We start from the raw sequence: 15,785 nt of genomic DNA on the forward strand, positions 1-15,785 counted from the left end.
ACGATTTCCGCCGCCCTCAGGATGTGCACGCGATGATTGAACTAATTGATTTCGGCAAAGACTACGGCGATTTCACTGCGGTCAAATGCTTGAACTTGAAAATCGAAGCCGGCGAAATGTTTGGCTTTATCGGCCCCAATGGTGCCGGTAAGAGTACCAGCATTCGCTTCCTGGCCACATTACTTAAAGCTTCGCGTGGTGAAGGGTTCGTCAACGGCTTCAACGTTGCCCAGCAGCCGATGGATGTCCGGCATAGTGTGGGATACATGCCGGACAACTTCGGCGTGTACGACGGCATGAAGGTGTGGGAGTTCCTCGACTTCTTCGCCGTTGCCTACAAGATTCCGCGTCATCGCCGCAAAGCGGTGATCACCGATGTGCTGGAACTGCTGGACCTGACGCACAAACGAAACGACTTTGTGAACGGCTTGTCTCGCGGAATGAAGCAGCGGCTTTGTTTGGCCAAGACGCTGGTGCATGATCCGCCGGTCCTTATCTTGGACGAACCGGCGAGTGGCCTTGATCCACGTGCCCGCTTGGAAGTGAAAGCTTTGCTGAAAGAGCTTCGCAAGATGGGCAAAACGATCCTGATTTCTAGCCACATTCTGACTGAACTAGCGGACTGCTGTACGTCAATCGGAATCGTCGAGCGAGGCGAACTGCTAATGAGTGGTAGCATCGAAGACGTCTATCGTCGTATTCGCAAGAACCGCATCATCAACATCAAGTTCGTCGACGGTATGGACGCTGGCCTCTCGATTATTCGTAGCATGCCCGAGTGTGTGGATGTCGATGTCGACCGTGGTCAGGTTACCTGCGAACTTCAAACCGACGACCAAGGCATTGCAGCCTTGTTGAAGAAGTTGGTCGACAATCAAGTGAATGTGCGAACCTTCGCGGAAAAAGACCCAACCTTGGAGGACGTTTTCATGATGGTCACCAAGGGTTTGGTAACGTAAGCCATTCTCAATTCAAACAACTCTACGCACCACAGAAAGTCTCTTGCGCTACGTCATCAAGGAACGCTTTTGGTCTTGGGGAGATCAGTATTACGTTTACAACGAATACCATGATCCCGTTTTTGAAATCGTTGGAAAAGTCTTTTCCTGGGGCGACCAACTCTCATTCCGCGACTTAGAGGGAAATGAGCTCGCGCATATAAAGCAGCGGCTACTCTCGTGGATGCCGTGCTACGAAATCTATCGTCATGGCAAGCTCTTCGCCGAGATGCGCAAGGAGTTTACCTGGTTCAATCAAAAATTCACGCTCGATGTGCCTGGCCCAAACGACTACACGATCGACGGAAGCTTTTGGCAACACGACTACGATTTTCTTCGTAAAGGCAGCACTGTTGCGAATGTCTCGAAAGCGTACTGGTCGTGGACCGACAGCTACGGGATCGAAACGATCGACGGAGAAGACGACGTCACGATCCTTTGTGCCTGCATCGTGATCGACCAGATCCTGGAAGACCAAAGAAGCGATTAGGTTAATTGCCGATCGATATGCGACAACCAGGAGATCTTAATGACACCTCCGATGACTCGCCCAATGGGACCAATGCTGATAATTCTCGGTGGAGGAATCGCCGTAGGTCTGGCCATACCGTTCGCACGACGTGACGACTGGCTAGGATGGTTTTCACTTGCCGTCGTGGCTATTGTGTCGGTGATTTTCTGGTCAATGTTTCTCTTAGGAATCATTCGCCAGCTTCTTACGGCGTGGCGAAACGAAGATTCTGGTTCCAAGGATTAGCCGCCTCACGACGTGGCTACATCAAAATAATCGGCCGTGAGTCACCTTGTTGGTCACGTCGTTCCCACTCACGGCGAACTTCACCCAGGCCATAAGCACATAGCTCGAACTCGTGACTCAGCTTGCTTAGCAGTTCTGCTTCGCTGCCAGATTCCTCTTCGGCAGAAAGTTCGCTGGCCTTCGAGTAGGCTCGCTTGCCTTCGGCCCAGTAATTGAGCAGGTGATCCTTACGATCACTTCGCTGCATGCGGGCCAAGCTCTCTGGATAAACGCCACTCCAGAACAGCAAAAAGTCGCCTACATGCTGGTGGACAGATCGCTTCGCGGCACCGATTCTGGCTTCCGCCTCGATCAGCATATCGGCCACTTCGGTCAGTGGTTTGCCGGTTAGGCTTCGCACTTTGAAGACCATATCACTGCGAATAAAGCGGGTCAGTAGGCCGGTCAGGTAGTCGATCAGATCAGTATCTGGAACACCCAGTTGGCTATGGAACGTCTGCTCGGTAATGCCCGCGAAGAAGCGGTGCATCGGTGTTGAATCATTGTCGGCGTGCATAAAGAAGGTTCCCCTCCCGTACTTTGAAGTCGGTCAGCAAAACCCAGCCGGCAAAAGGATCACTCCTGCCACACGACGCGAGGATCAAGAGATCATCGTTGCCCGCTGGTCAAGTTGAGTCCACACGCATGATGGGGCAAATTCACCAAGCTCGACGTCGGAAACGGCCAACCCGGGAATCGCTCTATGGCTACATTAATTACGGCTAATAGTTCGAGTCAAGATCAGCACGTTTACTTACTCAATTATACGTTTTAGCCACCTGAAAGGTGGAAATCTCTCCAAGATTTTTCGTTGGCCAGCGAATACACGCACATCGCACCTAAATCGCGCGTCCCACTACCAAGGCTACAGCCTCTCGAAGAAAGAGCTCGCGGCTCACGTTGTTTACTTGTTGAATCGCCTGACACGCGTTCCCTAAAATGACGTCCGCGAATCATTCTTCTCTCCGACTTGTAAGGCATTTCGCATGAATGAATACGATGACCTGGAAGACGAAGATATCGAATACGACCCACCAACGGCTGAGCGAGTGCGACGTCGGGCTTGGGCACTTAGTTGCGTGATCTATCGCTCGTTTCTGGAGAAGTACGACGACCTTTCCGAAGCTGCAACTGGCCAGTCGAGGATTTTGAACTGGGTCGATGTCATCGATTTGCAAGACGAGTTCGAGCCAGACGAATGGGGGTTGATCGAAAGCGACATCGGAACCATCACCGAGCAAGCCATCATTAACGGCACCTGGCGCAGCGAAGGACTGGCTGTCTTGGCCTGGGCATTAGGGGCATTCGAATTGCCTCCTCACGATCAGATGTCCCATCCGAAAGAAGCCACCGATTCGATCTTCTTCTTGGCGGACGATGCGTTGGCGAAGGCTGACCAACTTCAACTTCGTCCGTCAGAAGAACTCGAGAAGTTTTGCGCCGTCCAACTTTCTTTGCACTGGCGGTTGCGTGACTTTTCGATCCGCCCCGAAGCGATGAACTTCCGCGAGTTCCTGGAGACTGCCTGGTTTGGCCCCATCGACCTAAGCGGGGTTCCCTTTGAGGAAGACGACTTGGCGATCAACGGGCAACCGATTGCCAAAGCACCTCCGGAAGAAGTTCAGCTATGCAGCAGCATCGCCATGGAACGCCACAAGGCAATCAATTGGCTCAACGGCTGGCACGAGATTTATTCAGAGGTCGATACATCGACGTGAGGCGTTAGCCGTTCAAAGCATCCAGAAGTGTGTCGGCATAATCGCCCACACCTTGAATGACTTCGGCGACCGGCTTACTTTCTGCTTCGCACAAGCGGCGAACGATCGCCGAACCAACGATCACACCGTCGCAGGCATCTTTAAGCATGTGGATGTGCTCTGGCTTGTTGATCCCGAAGCCGATGCAGATTGGCAAGTCGGTCTGACTCTTCAGCCAGTTCACATTCTCGACGATCGTCGGAGGCAACTCGGTTCGCTCTCCGGTGATACCGGCGACTGATACATAATAGACGAAGCCAGTCGACGTTTCGAGAATTCGTTTGGCACGTTCTTTCGACGTGGTCGGCGTGATCAATTGAATCAGGCTGAAGTCCCGCTCTTTGCAAAGCTCCGCGAACTTCTCCGATTCTTCCACCAGAAGGTCAGGCACGATCGCACCGCTGACGCCGGCGGCCTGGGCGATGTCCAGGTACTTCTCAGGTCCATGGCGATGAATGATCGCGTAGCTGATCATCGTGACCACTGGGCAGGGCAAGCTGGGCGTGACCTGGCCGATCGTGTCGAGGATCGTTTTCAGCTTGATCTTCTTGTCGAGTGCCCGCGTGTACGAAGCTTGAATCACCGGGCCATCGGCGATTGGATCGCTGTAGGGTATCCCAACTTCGCATACCGTCGCCCCACGTTTGCCCAATTCCTGAAGTGCGGCAGCGGTAATCTCGAGCGAAGGATCACCGGCGGTCACAAATGGTACCAGAGCCTTCTTGTTTTGCTGACGCAAAGCTTCAAACGCACGATCAACTGCGGACATCGACGACTAGCCTTCCAGGTTGGATTGTTGGGGTGCCACTTCGAAACCTCTCTCACTCAGAAGAAAGTGGACCAGAAAGGAGGATGCCGATACTTCGGCGATTCCACTAATACTTCACGCCTTTAAGACGAGCGATTTCCGCGGCGTCTTTGTCTCCACGTCCGGAAAGACAAACGAGCACAACTTGATCCTTCGGCATCTTTGCGGCCAGTTCCATCGCCTTGGAAACGGCGTGAGATGATTCCAATGCCGGCAAAATACCTTCGGTCGCGGCCAGGGCATCGAACCCCGTCATCGCGTCGGCATCTTCACAGCACGTGTACTCAACCCGACCGGTTGCCTTCCAGTAGCTATGCTCTGGACCGACGCCTGGATAATCGAGACCAGCCGACATCGAATGGACGTCGCAAGTCTGTCCATCTTCGTCTTGCATCACAAAGCTATAGCTACCGTGCAGCACGCCAGGTTCGCCGTAGGTCAGTGGCGAAGCGTGATCGCCTGCCTTGGGACCGCGTCCACCAGCTTCCACACCGACGAGTTCAACGTCTGTGTCTTCCACAAATGGATAGAACATTCCGGCCGCGTTGCTTCCGCCACCGACACAAGCAACGACCTTGTTAGGCAGCTTGCCGAGGCGTTCCAAACTTTGGGCACGAGCTTCCTCACCAATTACCGCTTGGAAATCACGCACGATGCGCGGGAACGGATGAGGACCAACCACACTTCCCAAGATGTAATGCGTATCCTCGACCGATGCCATCCAGTCTCGCATTGCTTCGTTGATCGCATCTCGCAACGTTCGCGAACCGGTGGTCACCGGGCGAACTTCGGCTCCGAGCAGTTTCATGCTAAAGACGTTAGGTGCTTGGCGGCGGATATCTTCTTCACCCATGTAAACGACACAGGGGATCCCGAAATGGGCACACGCGGTCGCGGTCGCCACGCCATGCTGTCCGGCGCCGGTCTCGGCGATCACACGCTTCTTACCCATCCGCAGCGTCAGCAGAGCCTGACCGAGCGTGTTGTTGATTTTATGAGCGCCGGTATGATTGGTATCTTCCCGCTTCAGCCAGATCTGAGCACCACCACACTGCTCGGTCAAACGACGAGCGTGATAGAACGGGGAAGGGCGGCCCACAAAGTCCCGCAGCAGATCCTTGAGCTCAGCGAAGAAGCTGGGATCTTTGACCGCCTTTTCATACTCTTCGGTCAGTTGATCGAGGGCTTGGGTCAACGTCTCGGGAACGTAACGCCCCCCGAACGGACCAAAACGGCCAGCAGCATCGGGAACGTTATGACTGGCGGTACCTAGACTTTCCATCGGCGGTTCCATGTGTCACGATTTTTCAAACGTCGCGCCGCCAGAGGAATCGTCCCCCTAATGCGACGCAGGTGCCTGCGTGATAAACCTTTGAGTATCCGGGCAACTCTTAAGGGGGTCAAGTGGACGCGAGCGTCACGCGATCCGCGTTAACATCCATGGAGACACCTCATTGCCGGAACTTCCTGAAGTCGAAACGATGCGCCGCGGCGTGTTGGGCCTGGTCGGCGGTCGGATCGAAACTTTCGAAAAACTGCCCTGCGAGCGCCGTCCAATTGGCATCACGCCAAGTGTCCGTAAGCTTCGCACCACCCTAGCAGGCCGCACGATCGAGCGGATCGATCGCCTAGGTAAGCGGGTTTTGCTGGTCCTGGACGATCAATCTCGCTTAATGTTCGAGCCACGAATGACCGGCCTGGTCCTGATTTCAGACCCTCCGAGTGTCGAACATCTGCGAGTTCGCCTCACCATTAGTGGGGCTCCTCATACCGAGCTTCTTTACTGGGACCGTCGCGGGCTGGGATCGGTTCGGTGGTTCTCGGAAAAGGAGTTCGAGCAGGAGTTCCATCTCGGCCGCCTTGGGCCGGACGCATTAGATATCGCCGCGACCGACTTTCGAGCCAAGTTCGCCGCCACTCGACAGCCGATCAAGGTAGCTCTTCTCGACCAAAAGAAAGTGGCGGGAATCGGCAATCTATACGCTTCCGAGATCTTACATGTCGCCAAAATCAATCCGGCCCGCCCCTGCAATGAACTTTCGCCCCAAGCTTGGAATCGAATTCATGCTTGCATGCGTGAGATTCTATTAGAGGCCATTCAGTACGAAGGCTCGACGCTAAATGACGGGACCTATCGCAACGCCCTGAACCAATCTGGCAGCTACCAGAATCATCATCGCGTGTACGCTAAAGAAGGGGAAGTTTGCAGGTCATGCGGCAAGGCGACAATTGTTCGCACGGTGCAAGCTCAGCGAGCAACTTTCCATTGTCCTCGCTGCCAGAAGAGCAAGTAGCGCGCAAAGTAACATTTCGATTGTTTTCCCGGTCGGCGTTCGGTTAAATAAAGGGCAGTGCACTTCTCACCTATTGCCCCTTTCCGGAGGCCCCTCGATGACGAATCGTATTCCTTTCGTCCCACCTACCCGTCGTGAATTCCTAACCACCGCCGCGGCCACAACGGCCGGACTTGCCTTGGGTGGTTCCTCGCTGTTCGCTGCCGATGAAGTGGCCAAGACTTCGCAGCCAGAATCCCTGGTCAAAGTGCTGTATGAATCGCTTTCGGACAAGCAGAAAAAAGACCTCGCTTTCGATTGGGATTACGAAGACCCTCTGTTGGGTAAGCTTCGGAACCATGTTGAGAACAACTGGCACATCACCGATCAGACAATCGATAGCAACTACTTCACCAGCGATCAGAAGGAGCTGGTTCGCCAGATCTTTGTCGGAATCGTCAATCCAGATTGGGTCGAGAAGTTCGATCAGCAATTAAAAGACGACGCTGGCGGCTTTGGTAAGCAACAGAACATTGCTATCTTCGGCAAGCCGGGCGAAGGCAAGTTTGAGCTGGTAATTACTGGACGTCACATGACGATGCGATGCGATGGCAACTCAGCCGAACATGTCGCGTTCGGTGGACCGATCTTCTACGGTCACGCGGCACAAAGCTTTAACGAGAAGCCCAACCACCCAGGCAATGTTTTCTGGCATCAAGCGAAAGCAGCCAACAAGGTCTACGAGATCCTGGATGGTAAACAGCAAGAAATCGCTCTGGTCAAGAAGAGTCCGATAGAGCAAAAGGTTGCCTTCCAGGGGCCTGAAGGAAAGTTCTCTGGCATCAAAGTGGGCGATCTATCGAGCGATCAGAAGTCGGCCGTGCAAGATACGCTGAAAGTTCTGATCGAACCGTATCGTCAAAGCGATCAGGACGAAGTCGTCGCTTGCCTGAACAAAAACGGCGGCCTCGATGCCTGTCACTTGGCCTTCTACGAAGATGGCGACCTCGGCAAGGACAAAGTGTACGATAACTGGCGTCTCGAAGGCCCCAGCTTTGTTTGGTACTTCCGCGGCAATCCCCATGTTCACTGCTGGGTCAATGTTGCCGATTCGCCGGACGTTCCGACGAACACCGCGTAACAGATAGGTTTATGACGGTGACGAAAGTCTCGGTCTTTTCAATCATCACCTGGGCGGCAATGCTATGCTTGGCCTTGCCGCTTTGGGCTCAACCGCCTGGTCCATTACAAGACCTGGCGACAGATCATCTGCACCTGAAAGATGGATCGCAGTGGAGTGGCATGCTGCTGGAACAATCGCAGCGAAAGGTCGAGTTCCTGGAAATCAATCGCCCGCCAGGCAAGCCGATGTTTGCCGTGATCCACACGGTCTCGCCCGATCGCGTCGCCAATGTCGAGCAGATTAGCGGTACCGATCGCGAGCAATTGAGCGTACTAGTCGACCATCTTCGCAATCGCACCCAAATTCGTGCCGCCGAGAAGGATTCGGTAAAACTGGTTCAAGTGAAGTCGGGCATTCTTGAATCGAATGACGTTTGGCAATACACCAGTGACCACTTCGTCCTTACCAGCCCTCTTCAAGAGGATCTCACACGAACGCTGGCAGTCCGCATCGATCAAATCTTCCAAGCATTCGAGCATTGGATGCCGCCGGAACGCACACCCGAAGGTCCGATTCAAATCATTCTGTTTGGTTCGATCGATCACTACTCCGCTTACCTCCGCCGCATCGGCCTTCAAATTAATAACCCGGCGGTCTACGTCCCGCATACAAATCAGGTCCTAATTGGCACCGATCTCGGAGCGTTTCAAAAACGGTTGCTGCTGATTGACCAACAGCACGATAAGATCCTTCAGCAGTGGCAAACAGCAGAAAAGGAACTTCCCAAGACACTCAACCACTTGGCCAAACAGCTCAAGGAAATGGGTTGGTCATCCAACGATATAACGATAGAGGTCCAGGCGCGACGCGAGGCGTGGCAACGTGACTATCGAAAGAAACAGGCCCAAATCCAAACGACCAATCGCCGCAATCAATCGATGCTCCAAGCACTTGTCGAGCAAACGACACAGCACCTTTGTCACGAGTCGTTTCACGCATACGTCGAAAACTTCCTCTTTCCTCAAGATCAGTTCGAGGTGCCGGTCTGGCTAAATGAAGGCCTGGCCCAATTGTTCGAGCATGCTCAATTCGAGAATGGTAGCTTTCGAATCGATCAACCTCCGAAGCAGCTATTGGATGAGCTCAAAGCACGGATCGAACGAGACCACGGATTATGCCTGCAGCGAATGCTTCAGACCGAGGCGGGCAGCTTTCTACTGTTCGAGAATCTTCATCGCAGCCAGCTCGACTACGATGTCGCGTGGGGATTGGCTTGGTACTTGGTATTTCAGAAAGACCTCTTCACGTCCGAGCGGCTCGAACGCTACGTTCATCGCCGCGGCACTCCCGAAGCTTCCATCGAAGAGACCTTTGGCGAGCCCGTTTCTCGCCTGCAATCTAGCTGGGTAGATTTCATGCTTCAGTTACGACCGTAAGCATTTCCGGCAAGTCCCGTTTATCACTTGCTTTCGATGAGAGATTCGCCGAGTTGCTGCTTGATTCGCTCCAGACGCTCGGTATCGCAGATTTTCTCGTTCTGCTCGTCGGTTACGTAGAACACGTCGACGACTTGATCCAAGTGGGTCGTGATTCGCGCCACGTGCACGCTCAGTCCCATGTCGTACAGCATCCTTGAAATCTGGTAGAGCAAGCCCTGGCGATCTTGGGTGAAGACTTCAACGATCGTGTAGTTTTCGGCCGTTTCGTTATCGATCTTGATTTCGGTTGGAATCGGGATCGCTTCTTCCGCCATTCGCTGGTTACGTGACGTCCAAGTGGACGTGAACGTCGGTGCCTTATCCTTCGGATCGGTTAGATACTTGTGAATCCGTTGGCAAATATCTTCGACCCGCTCTTCCGGTGGCTCGCCGTCATGGTCTTGATCTTGCACAAAGTAGCGATCGAGGACTAGCCCGTCGGCCAATGTATTGATCTCGGCGGCCAGAATCGTCATGCGTTGACTCGTCACCGCTCCGGTCAAACGATGGAAGACACCCTGCATGAGCTCTTCCTTGGTTCCGATCGTGATCTCCAGCACACCACGATCGGGGCGATACTGGCATGCAACCATCGGCGAATCTTCCTTCATCTCGGCTAATTGTTCCAAATCGCTAAGAATGCGATCCACCGGCGTTTCTTGCAGGAATCCATCAGGCAAGGAATCGATTACCCTACGGAACCACGCTTCTTTATCGCGGCCTTGGACACTGATTGCCAATGCATCGAGCTTCTTACGACGCAGTGCCATGGTATCAACGGTATCGTCTCCACCCAAGAGGTGCATCGACCGACGATAAAGATCGGTCAGCACGCGAACCTTCCAGTCGTTCAGCGTGTTCGGCCCCACGCCGGCAAAGTCGGCACACGTCAGCACGTATAGCATCTTCAGACGCTCTGCCGGACCGTTCTCCATCGCAAATCGCAGCACCAACTGCTCGTCTGATGTATCGCGTCGAAATGCCAGATGCGACATCGTTAGGTGGTAGAGCACCAAGTGATGCAGCGTTTCTTTATCTTGTGGAGAGAGCCAGAATTGATCGGCCACATCGTTCGCAATCCGAGCACCGACAATGCTGTGATCTTCCGAGAATCCTTTCCCCAAGTCATGAATCAACAGGGCTAGGTGAAGGAGCCACTTCTTCTTGATCGAGCGATAAACGGCTCCCAGAGTGTCATCACGATTTAGAAACTCGGTGGCACATTCGATCGTTTTGATGCAGTGGGCATCGACCGTGTACTTGTGATACTGATTGAACTGCAACAAACAGCGGGCATGCGCCATCCCTGGCACAATCTTTTCCAGCAAACGCAGTTCGTGCAATCGTCGCAAAAGTTCGCCCAGACGGCCTGGTTCCGAAAGTAGTGCCAGGAATAAACGCCGGGTCGATTCCGTCAATTCGATTTCACCAACGCCTTGGAACTTAGTACGAATCACTTCCCAGGTTGGGTGATCGATGTGACGTTCAAATCGATTTGCCGCGATCATCAACTCCAGCACTTCGTCTAATTGTCCGGCACGTTGCTGTTTCCAACGCTTTGAAGTGCTGATCTGATAAGGGCCAACGTGAAAATCACGATCGACACGACGTGTCATCAACGGCCCGAAGAGGGAAACGAACAGCGACTTCGGTCGAATGGAAGCGATGAAGTGGCGGGCAACGTCCCGCACGCCACTGGTATGCTCGAAGTAGGTCTGCATGAACTGCTCGACCGGCAGGAGGCCCTCAGTACCTTCGTAGCCATACTTCTCGGCAAGGCGAATCTGCTCGGCTCGATCTAATAAATCGGCCGACTTACCGGCGTGGAATTGCAGATCGTTTCGCAAACGAAGCAAGTAATCGCGTGCATCACGTAGAATCTTACGATCCTTATCGGTGATCACGCCCATTCGCGTCAGCGCGTCGAGCTCCACTTCACCATACTTCGCGAAGCCTAGCCAACGCACCATTTGGATGCCACGCAACGTTCCACTCGAGCGTTTGATGTTGGGCTCAAGCATGTGCACTACTTCGCCGTACTGAGCTCGCTCTTCATCACGCGATTTCATGATTGCATGGTAAAGGCCGCGAAAATTGCGTTTCGCGCGATGACGAAAGGGATCGGCGAATTGACGGAACAAGCTGACGCTGCCAGCCAAATAGCGGTTTTCGGCTAACGAAGTGAAGATGGTGGCATCTCCCATCGCGGCGGAGACAGCCTGACCGGGAGTACGTAAACTGTGCCCCAGTATCAGCCCAACATCGAATACATCCTGCTGCAGCCGCTTAGTGAAGTGAATCGCGGATTCGCGAAAAGTTCCCTCGTGCAGGATCATCAAGTCGACGTCGGAGTAGGGAGCTGTATCGCGTCGGCCGTAGCCCCCATGCGGAACAATGGCCAACTTGGACAGGACCTGTTCTGGAGTAAACCCAGGCACATCATTCGCAGCAGCCGTTACCAGATCGAGCACGATCCCGTCGAAGCAATCCGTATTCTGAGCGCACAGCTGCACGCCAGGTACACCGGCCTCGTGCTGTCGCCGGAGTTTTTCTCGCCCAGCGGCCAGTTTCTGCTTTGCTTCGAGGACTGATTCGCGGAGTCGCAATGCTGCCATGAGTGCTGCTACCGTCGCTTTTCAAAAAAACGGCGCCGACTTACAAGGAACGCGCCGTTTGAGGTTTGGTTGATTTCGTGACTGACTTCAAGTCAGTCAAATCGCGTCTTCGCCCGTCTCACCGGTGCGAATACGAATGCTGTCTTCCAGATTAGTCACGAAGATCTTGCCATCGCCAATCTGACCCGTCTGCGCCGTTCGCAGGATGGTATCGATCACTTTTTGCAGATTCTCATCGCTGCAGACGACTTCGATCTTCTTCTTGGGAACAAAATCGACTGCGTATTCCGTTCCACGATACGTTTCGGTGTGTCCCTTCTGACGACCGTAACCGGAAACCTCGATCACGGTCATCCCGAACACTCCTTGTTCGCTCAGCGCGTTCTTCACGTCATCCAGTTTGAAGTGGCGGATGATCGCCTCGACTTTTTTCATTGAATATCTCCTTGTACGCGTTGGTTCTGCTATTAAAAGCCGAGCCTCTCTCGCTTCGAGGCTCGGCGGTTGGATTCAATGGGTATCGTCAATTCCCAGCTGGAATTAGGTAAAAATGTAACCTTCTTCCCCATGCTCAGAGATGTCGAGACCGCGGATTTCGCTCTCTTGGGTGACACGCAGGCCAATCACTATGTCGATCAATTTCAACAAGATCAACGTTGCGACAACCGAAAAACCGATCGTGACCAACACGGCCACAACCTGTCCGATTAACAACGTCGCTCCGCCCCCTTCGTACAGACCAATCGGTTCGCCACCCATGATGTTTTGCGTCGCGAAAACCCCTGTCAGCACGGCACCCAGCGTTCCGCCGACCCCATGCACGCCGAATGCATCCAGCGAATCGTCGTAGCCCATCTTTTGTTTCATCACCGCACACGTGTAGTAACACACGATGCCAGCGGCAGCACCCATTGCCAGGGCAGGCATCGGCAGCACGAAGCCAGCCGCAGGCGTAATACACACCAAACCAGCAACCGCACCCGAGGCACATCCCAGCACGCTCGGCTTGCCACGGAGGATCCACTCCATCAAAGCCCAAGCAACCGCTCCGGCCGCCGCTGAGAAGTGGGTCACCGCGAAAGCGTTGGCGGCGATTCCGTCTGCTTTCAAGGCACTTCCGGCATTAAAACCGAACCAACCGACCCAAAGCATCGCAGCACCAAGGGTAGTATAGGTCAGGTTGTGAGGCCGCATGTCGTCGTGTCCGTAACCCAAACGACGACCAACAAAAATAGCGCAGACCAAGGCCGAAATACCGGAACTGATGTGCACCACGGTCCCGCCAGCGAAATCAAGTGCCCCGCCAGCCAGCGACGCATCGCCTCCGTGAGCCAAAATTCCACCGTCCCAAACCCAGTGGCAAAGTGGACAATACACGAGTGTCCCCCACAGAACCGAAAAAACGGCCATCGCAGAGAACTTCATCCGTTCGGCAAATGCACCACAGATCAGCGCTGGGGTGATAATGAAGAACATGCCCTGAAACAGCATGTGGGTGTACATCGGAATCGTATCGGCCATTGGGATTTCGACCGACTGCGTCTCGGCATTGAAAGTCGCCTGAACGTTATTCATGAACAGGAACTCACCGTCGCCGAAGTAGGGATTGTCGCCACCAAAGGAAAGTGAATATCCCCACAGCGCCCAGACAACCGTCATCAGGCCCATTAAGAACAAACACTGCATCATAACGCCGAGCACGTTCTTCTTACGAACCAAGCCACTATAGAACATGGCCAATCCTGGAGCAGTCATAAACAAGACCAGGGCACTGGAAACCATCATCCAAGCGTTATCTCCCGTATCAAGCTGCGCTGGCTCTTCCGCCTCGATCTGGGTTTCCCCTTGCGACAGGTTCGGCAGGCCATTTTCGGCAGGCTGAACGTCTCCGACCGGAGCGTTTTCAGAAGGTTCCTCACCGGGGTCTTGGGCCATGGAAGCGGTCGCTAACAGACCGGCCATAAAGCCAATCACCGCGCAGACAAACAGCCTGCGGAGAAAAAACGTGCGCATGAATCTCCACCTCGAAACAAAGAAAACAAACGATTTTGGTAGGTCGCGCGCCGCCTGATGATTTGCCTGAATCATCGCGCATTGGGGTGTGACTTGGTTCCGCCGCCGAGCCTGGAGAGCAGGTTCAACGTTTTGCCTGATGCGGAAATGACAACAAGTCAGTACAAAAAATAGGGGGAGGCAGGCTCCACGTAAAGTGGATAACTCCAGTTCTAGTAACTTTTTTCGCTTCCTTCCCGATCGTTGTCCTCGGACGAAAGGGCCAATCCTGCCTATAATGAAACGAAACGCCCCTTAGACGTCCTGCCACAACCATTCATGGGAGCTCACGCCATGCCGCACTTGGTTCGTTCTGCTTCGCCGTTGGCTTATCGACTTGCTTGCCTTGTTTTGCTTTCCAGTATCACTCCGATCGCTTGGGGACAAGAAGCCGCGTCAGAGAAGTCAATCGAATCAAAATACTTGGGCAACGTTCGGCAAGTGACGTCCGGCATGGTGAAAGCTGGCGAAGGCTATTTCTCGCCCGATGGGAAACAGATCGTTTACCAGGCGGTTCCTCCTCAGTATCCCTTCTACCAGATCTACACCCAGTCACTGGAAGGGGGTAAGCCGGAATTGGTGAGTACCGGCCGCGGCCGTACGACGTGTGCCTACTTCACGGTCGACGGACAAGACATCTTATTCGCCAGTAGTCACCTCGATCCTCAGATGACCAAGACCGAGCAGGACGAAATCGCTCGCCAGGAAGAGGAACGCAAGAGTGGTCAACGTCGTCGCTATTCGTGGGATTTCGATCCCTACACCGATATTTTCTTGAAGGACATGTCGACCGGCAAACTGACTCAGCTAACGACCGAAAAAGGTTACGACGCCGAAGGAGCCTTCTCGTACGACGGCACGAAGATCGCGTTTTGCAGTGACCGCGACGGCGATCCAGATCTTTACGTGATGGATGCCGATGGATCGAACGTCAAGCAACTGACGAATGCCAAAGGGTATGATGGAGGGCCTTTCATTTCTCCCAACGGCAAATGGGTTGTCTTCCGTAGTGACCGGAAGGAAGAAGGTTTTCTCCAAATTTATGTGGTCTCAATCGATGGCGATAAAGAGATTGCCTTGACCGACAACGTTGGCGTGAATTGGGCTCCCTATTGGCATCCGACCAAGCCCTATATCATTTGGGCTGGGGCGGACCACTCGAAACCAGGTCGGCCTAACTACGATTTGTGGTTGATGAAGTACGAAGAAACTGACGACACAATCAAGCCAGGCCAAGTGTGGCGTATCACCGACAGCCCAGCAGCTGACGTATTGCCAGTATTCTCGCCCGACGGGAAGAAGCTGATGTGGACCAGCACCCGCACCGACGACCATAGCAGTCAACTCTTCATCGCCGATTTCACCTTTCCCGAAGATGAAGCCACGGAAGGAAAATAGTTCGCATCATGTCCGATACCTCGCTACCGCAGACCAGAGCCTGCGGTTTTCTGATCGTGAAAGGAAACCCGATCGAGTCTTTCTTGTTGATGAAGCACCCTAAGCGATGGGATCTTCCCAAGGGGCATGTCGATGACGGGGAAACTGACATGGAGTGTGCGCTCCGGGAACTGGAAGAAGAAACCGGCATCACGGCCGATGACATTACGGTCGATCCAGCTTTCCGCTACCAACTACAGTATGAAGTGCACTACAAGAGGAAGTTCGGCGGTAGCGATGCCTTAAAGACGGTCGTTTACTTCCTCGCTCGACTCGAACGAGACGTCAAGCTGAATCTCACGGAGCATGGCGATGCCAAGTGGTTCCCCTGGAAGCCGCCGCACGACATTCAAGAGCAAACCATCAATCCGCTATTGGCTGCCGTCGCACAACACGTGGCCGCAAGTTCAGCCGACTAACGCGACAGGCCACGTAAGCGAAGTATAAG

At 53.8% G+C, this 15,785-nt stretch carries 15 protein-coding genes; 9 read left to right on the forward strand and 6 right to left on the reverse strand.

The window, feature by feature from the left end:
* Positions 1-32 precede the first annotated feature (32 nt).
* From C5Y83_RS13765 to C5Y83_RS13775, 3 genes are read left to right on the forward strand one after another with little or no spacing between them, the layout of a single operon-like run.
* On the forward strand, positions 33-959 hold the full coding sequence (locus C5Y83_RS13765; protein WP_105330306.1) for an ABC transporter ATP-binding protein: 927 nt from the start codon (positions 33-35) through the stop codon (positions 957-959).
* A 43-nt stretch (positions 960-1,002) separates the two neighbouring features.
* Positions 1,003-1,488 (forward strand): LURP-one-related/scramblase family protein, encoded by a 486-nt coding sequence (locus C5Y83_RS13770; RefSeq protein ID WP_105330307.1) that lies wholly within the window; start codon positions 1,003-1,005, stop codon positions 1,486-1,488.
* 39 nt (positions 1,489-1,527) lie between these two features.
* Entirely contained in the window at positions 1,528-1,755 is a 228-nt protein-coding gene (locus tag C5Y83_RS13775) for a hypothetical protein (protein WP_105330308.1), read from the forward strand.
* A gap of 16 nt (positions 1,756-1,771) precedes the next feature.
* Here C5Y83_RS13775 and C5Y83_RS13780 read toward each other — a convergent pair whose 3' ends face one another.
* A complete protein-coding gene (locus tag C5Y83_RS13780; protein WP_105330309.1) occupies positions 1,772-2,311 on the reverse strand; it encodes a hypothetical protein in 540 nt (179 codons plus the stop codon).
* A gap of 469 nt (positions 2,312-2,780) precedes the next feature.
* Here C5Y83_RS13780 and C5Y83_RS13785 point away from each other — a divergent pair, with 469 nt between their 5' ends.
* On the forward strand, positions 2,781-3,512 hold the full coding sequence (locus C5Y83_RS13785) for a DUF4272 domain-containing protein (protein WP_105330310.1): 732 nt from the start codon (positions 2,781-2,783) through the stop codon (positions 3,510-3,512).
* Between the two features lie 4 nt (positions 3,513-3,516).
* Here C5Y83_RS13785 and trpA read toward each other — a convergent pair whose 3' ends face one another.
* Both trpA and trpB read right to left on the reverse strand, forming a co-directional pair.
* Positions 3,517-4,320, reverse strand: a complete 804-nt coding sequence (trpA, locus tag C5Y83_RS13790; RefSeq protein WP_105330311.1) for a tryptophan synthase subunit alpha — start codon at positions 4,318-4,320, stop codon at positions 3,517-3,519.
* Positions 4,321-4,426: 106 nt separating this feature from the next.
* Positions 4,427-5,641 (reverse strand): tryptophan synthase subunit beta, encoded by a 1,215-nt coding sequence (gene trpB, locus C5Y83_RS13795; RefSeq protein WP_233207219.1) that lies wholly within the window; start codon positions 5,639-5,641, stop codon positions 4,427-4,429.
* Positions 5,642-5,813: 172 nt separating this feature from the next.
* Between trpB and mutM the strand changes: the two genes are divergently transcribed.
* The 3 genes from mutM to C5Y83_RS13810 all read left to right on the forward strand — a co-directional run bounded on the left by mutM (position 5,814) and on the right by C5Y83_RS13810 (position 9,191).
* A complete protein-coding gene (gene mutM / locus C5Y83_RS13800; protein ID WP_105330313.1) occupies positions 5,814-6,653 on the forward strand; it encodes a bifunctional DNA-formamidopyrimidine glycosylase/DNA-(apurinic or apyrimidinic site) lyase in 840 nt (279 codons plus the stop codon).
* A gap of 97 nt (positions 6,654-6,750) precedes the next feature.
* A complete protein-coding gene (locus C5Y83_RS13805) occupies positions 6,751-7,773 on the forward strand; it encodes a DUF3500 domain-containing protein (RefSeq protein WP_105330314.1) in 1,023 nt (340 codons plus the stop codon).
* Between the two features lie 11 nt (positions 7,774-7,784).
* The gene (locus tag C5Y83_RS13810; RefSeq protein ID WP_105330315.1) at positions 7,785-9,191 is read left to right on the forward strand and encodes a DUF1570 domain-containing protein; all 1,407 of its coding nucleotides are present in this window, start codon (positions 7,785-7,787) and stop codon (positions 9,189-9,191) included.
* A 23-nt stretch (positions 9,192-9,214) separates the two neighbouring features.
* Here C5Y83_RS13810 and glnD read toward each other — a convergent pair whose 3' ends face one another.
* From glnD to C5Y83_RS13825, 3 genes are all read right to left on the reverse strand, one after another.
* A complete protein-coding gene (glnD, locus tag C5Y83_RS13815) occupies positions 9,215-11,848 on the reverse strand; it encodes a [protein-PII] uridylyltransferase (RefSeq protein ID WP_105330316.1) in 2,634 nt (877 codons plus the stop codon).
* Positions 11,849-11,944: 96 nt separating this feature from the next.
* On the reverse strand, positions 11,945-12,283 hold the full coding sequence (locus C5Y83_RS13820) for a P-II family nitrogen regulator (RefSeq protein WP_105330317.1): 339 nt from the start codon (positions 12,281-12,283) through the stop codon (positions 11,945-11,947).
* A gap of 105 nt (positions 12,284-12,388) precedes the next feature.
* The gene (locus C5Y83_RS13825; protein ID WP_409994591.1) at positions 12,389-13,810 is read right to left on the reverse strand and encodes an ammonium transporter; all 1,422 of its coding nucleotides are present in this window, start codon (positions 13,808-13,810) and stop codon (positions 12,389-12,391) included.
* A gap of 384 nt (positions 13,811-14,194) precedes the next feature.
* Here C5Y83_RS13825 and C5Y83_RS13830 point away from each other — a divergent pair, with 384 nt between their 5' ends.
* Positions 14,195-15,298, forward strand: coding sequence for a TolB family protein (locus C5Y83_RS13830; protein ID WP_105330788.1), 1,104 nt, complete (start codon positions 14,195-14,197; stop codon positions 15,296-15,298).
* An 8-nt stretch (positions 15,299-15,306) separates the two neighbouring features.
* Positions 15,307-15,756, forward strand: coding sequence for a bis(5'-nucleosyl)-tetraphosphatase (locus tag C5Y83_RS13835; RefSeq protein ID WP_105330319.1), 450 nt, complete (start codon positions 15,307-15,309; stop codon positions 15,754-15,756).
* Positions 15,757-15,785: the final 29 nt, after the last annotated feature.

The sequence above is a fragment of the Blastopirellula marina genome (genome assembly GCF_002967765.1).
GTDB classification, from domain to species: domain Bacteria; phylum Planctomycetota; class Planctomycetia; order Pirellulales; family Pirellulaceae; genus Bremerella; species Bremerella marina_A.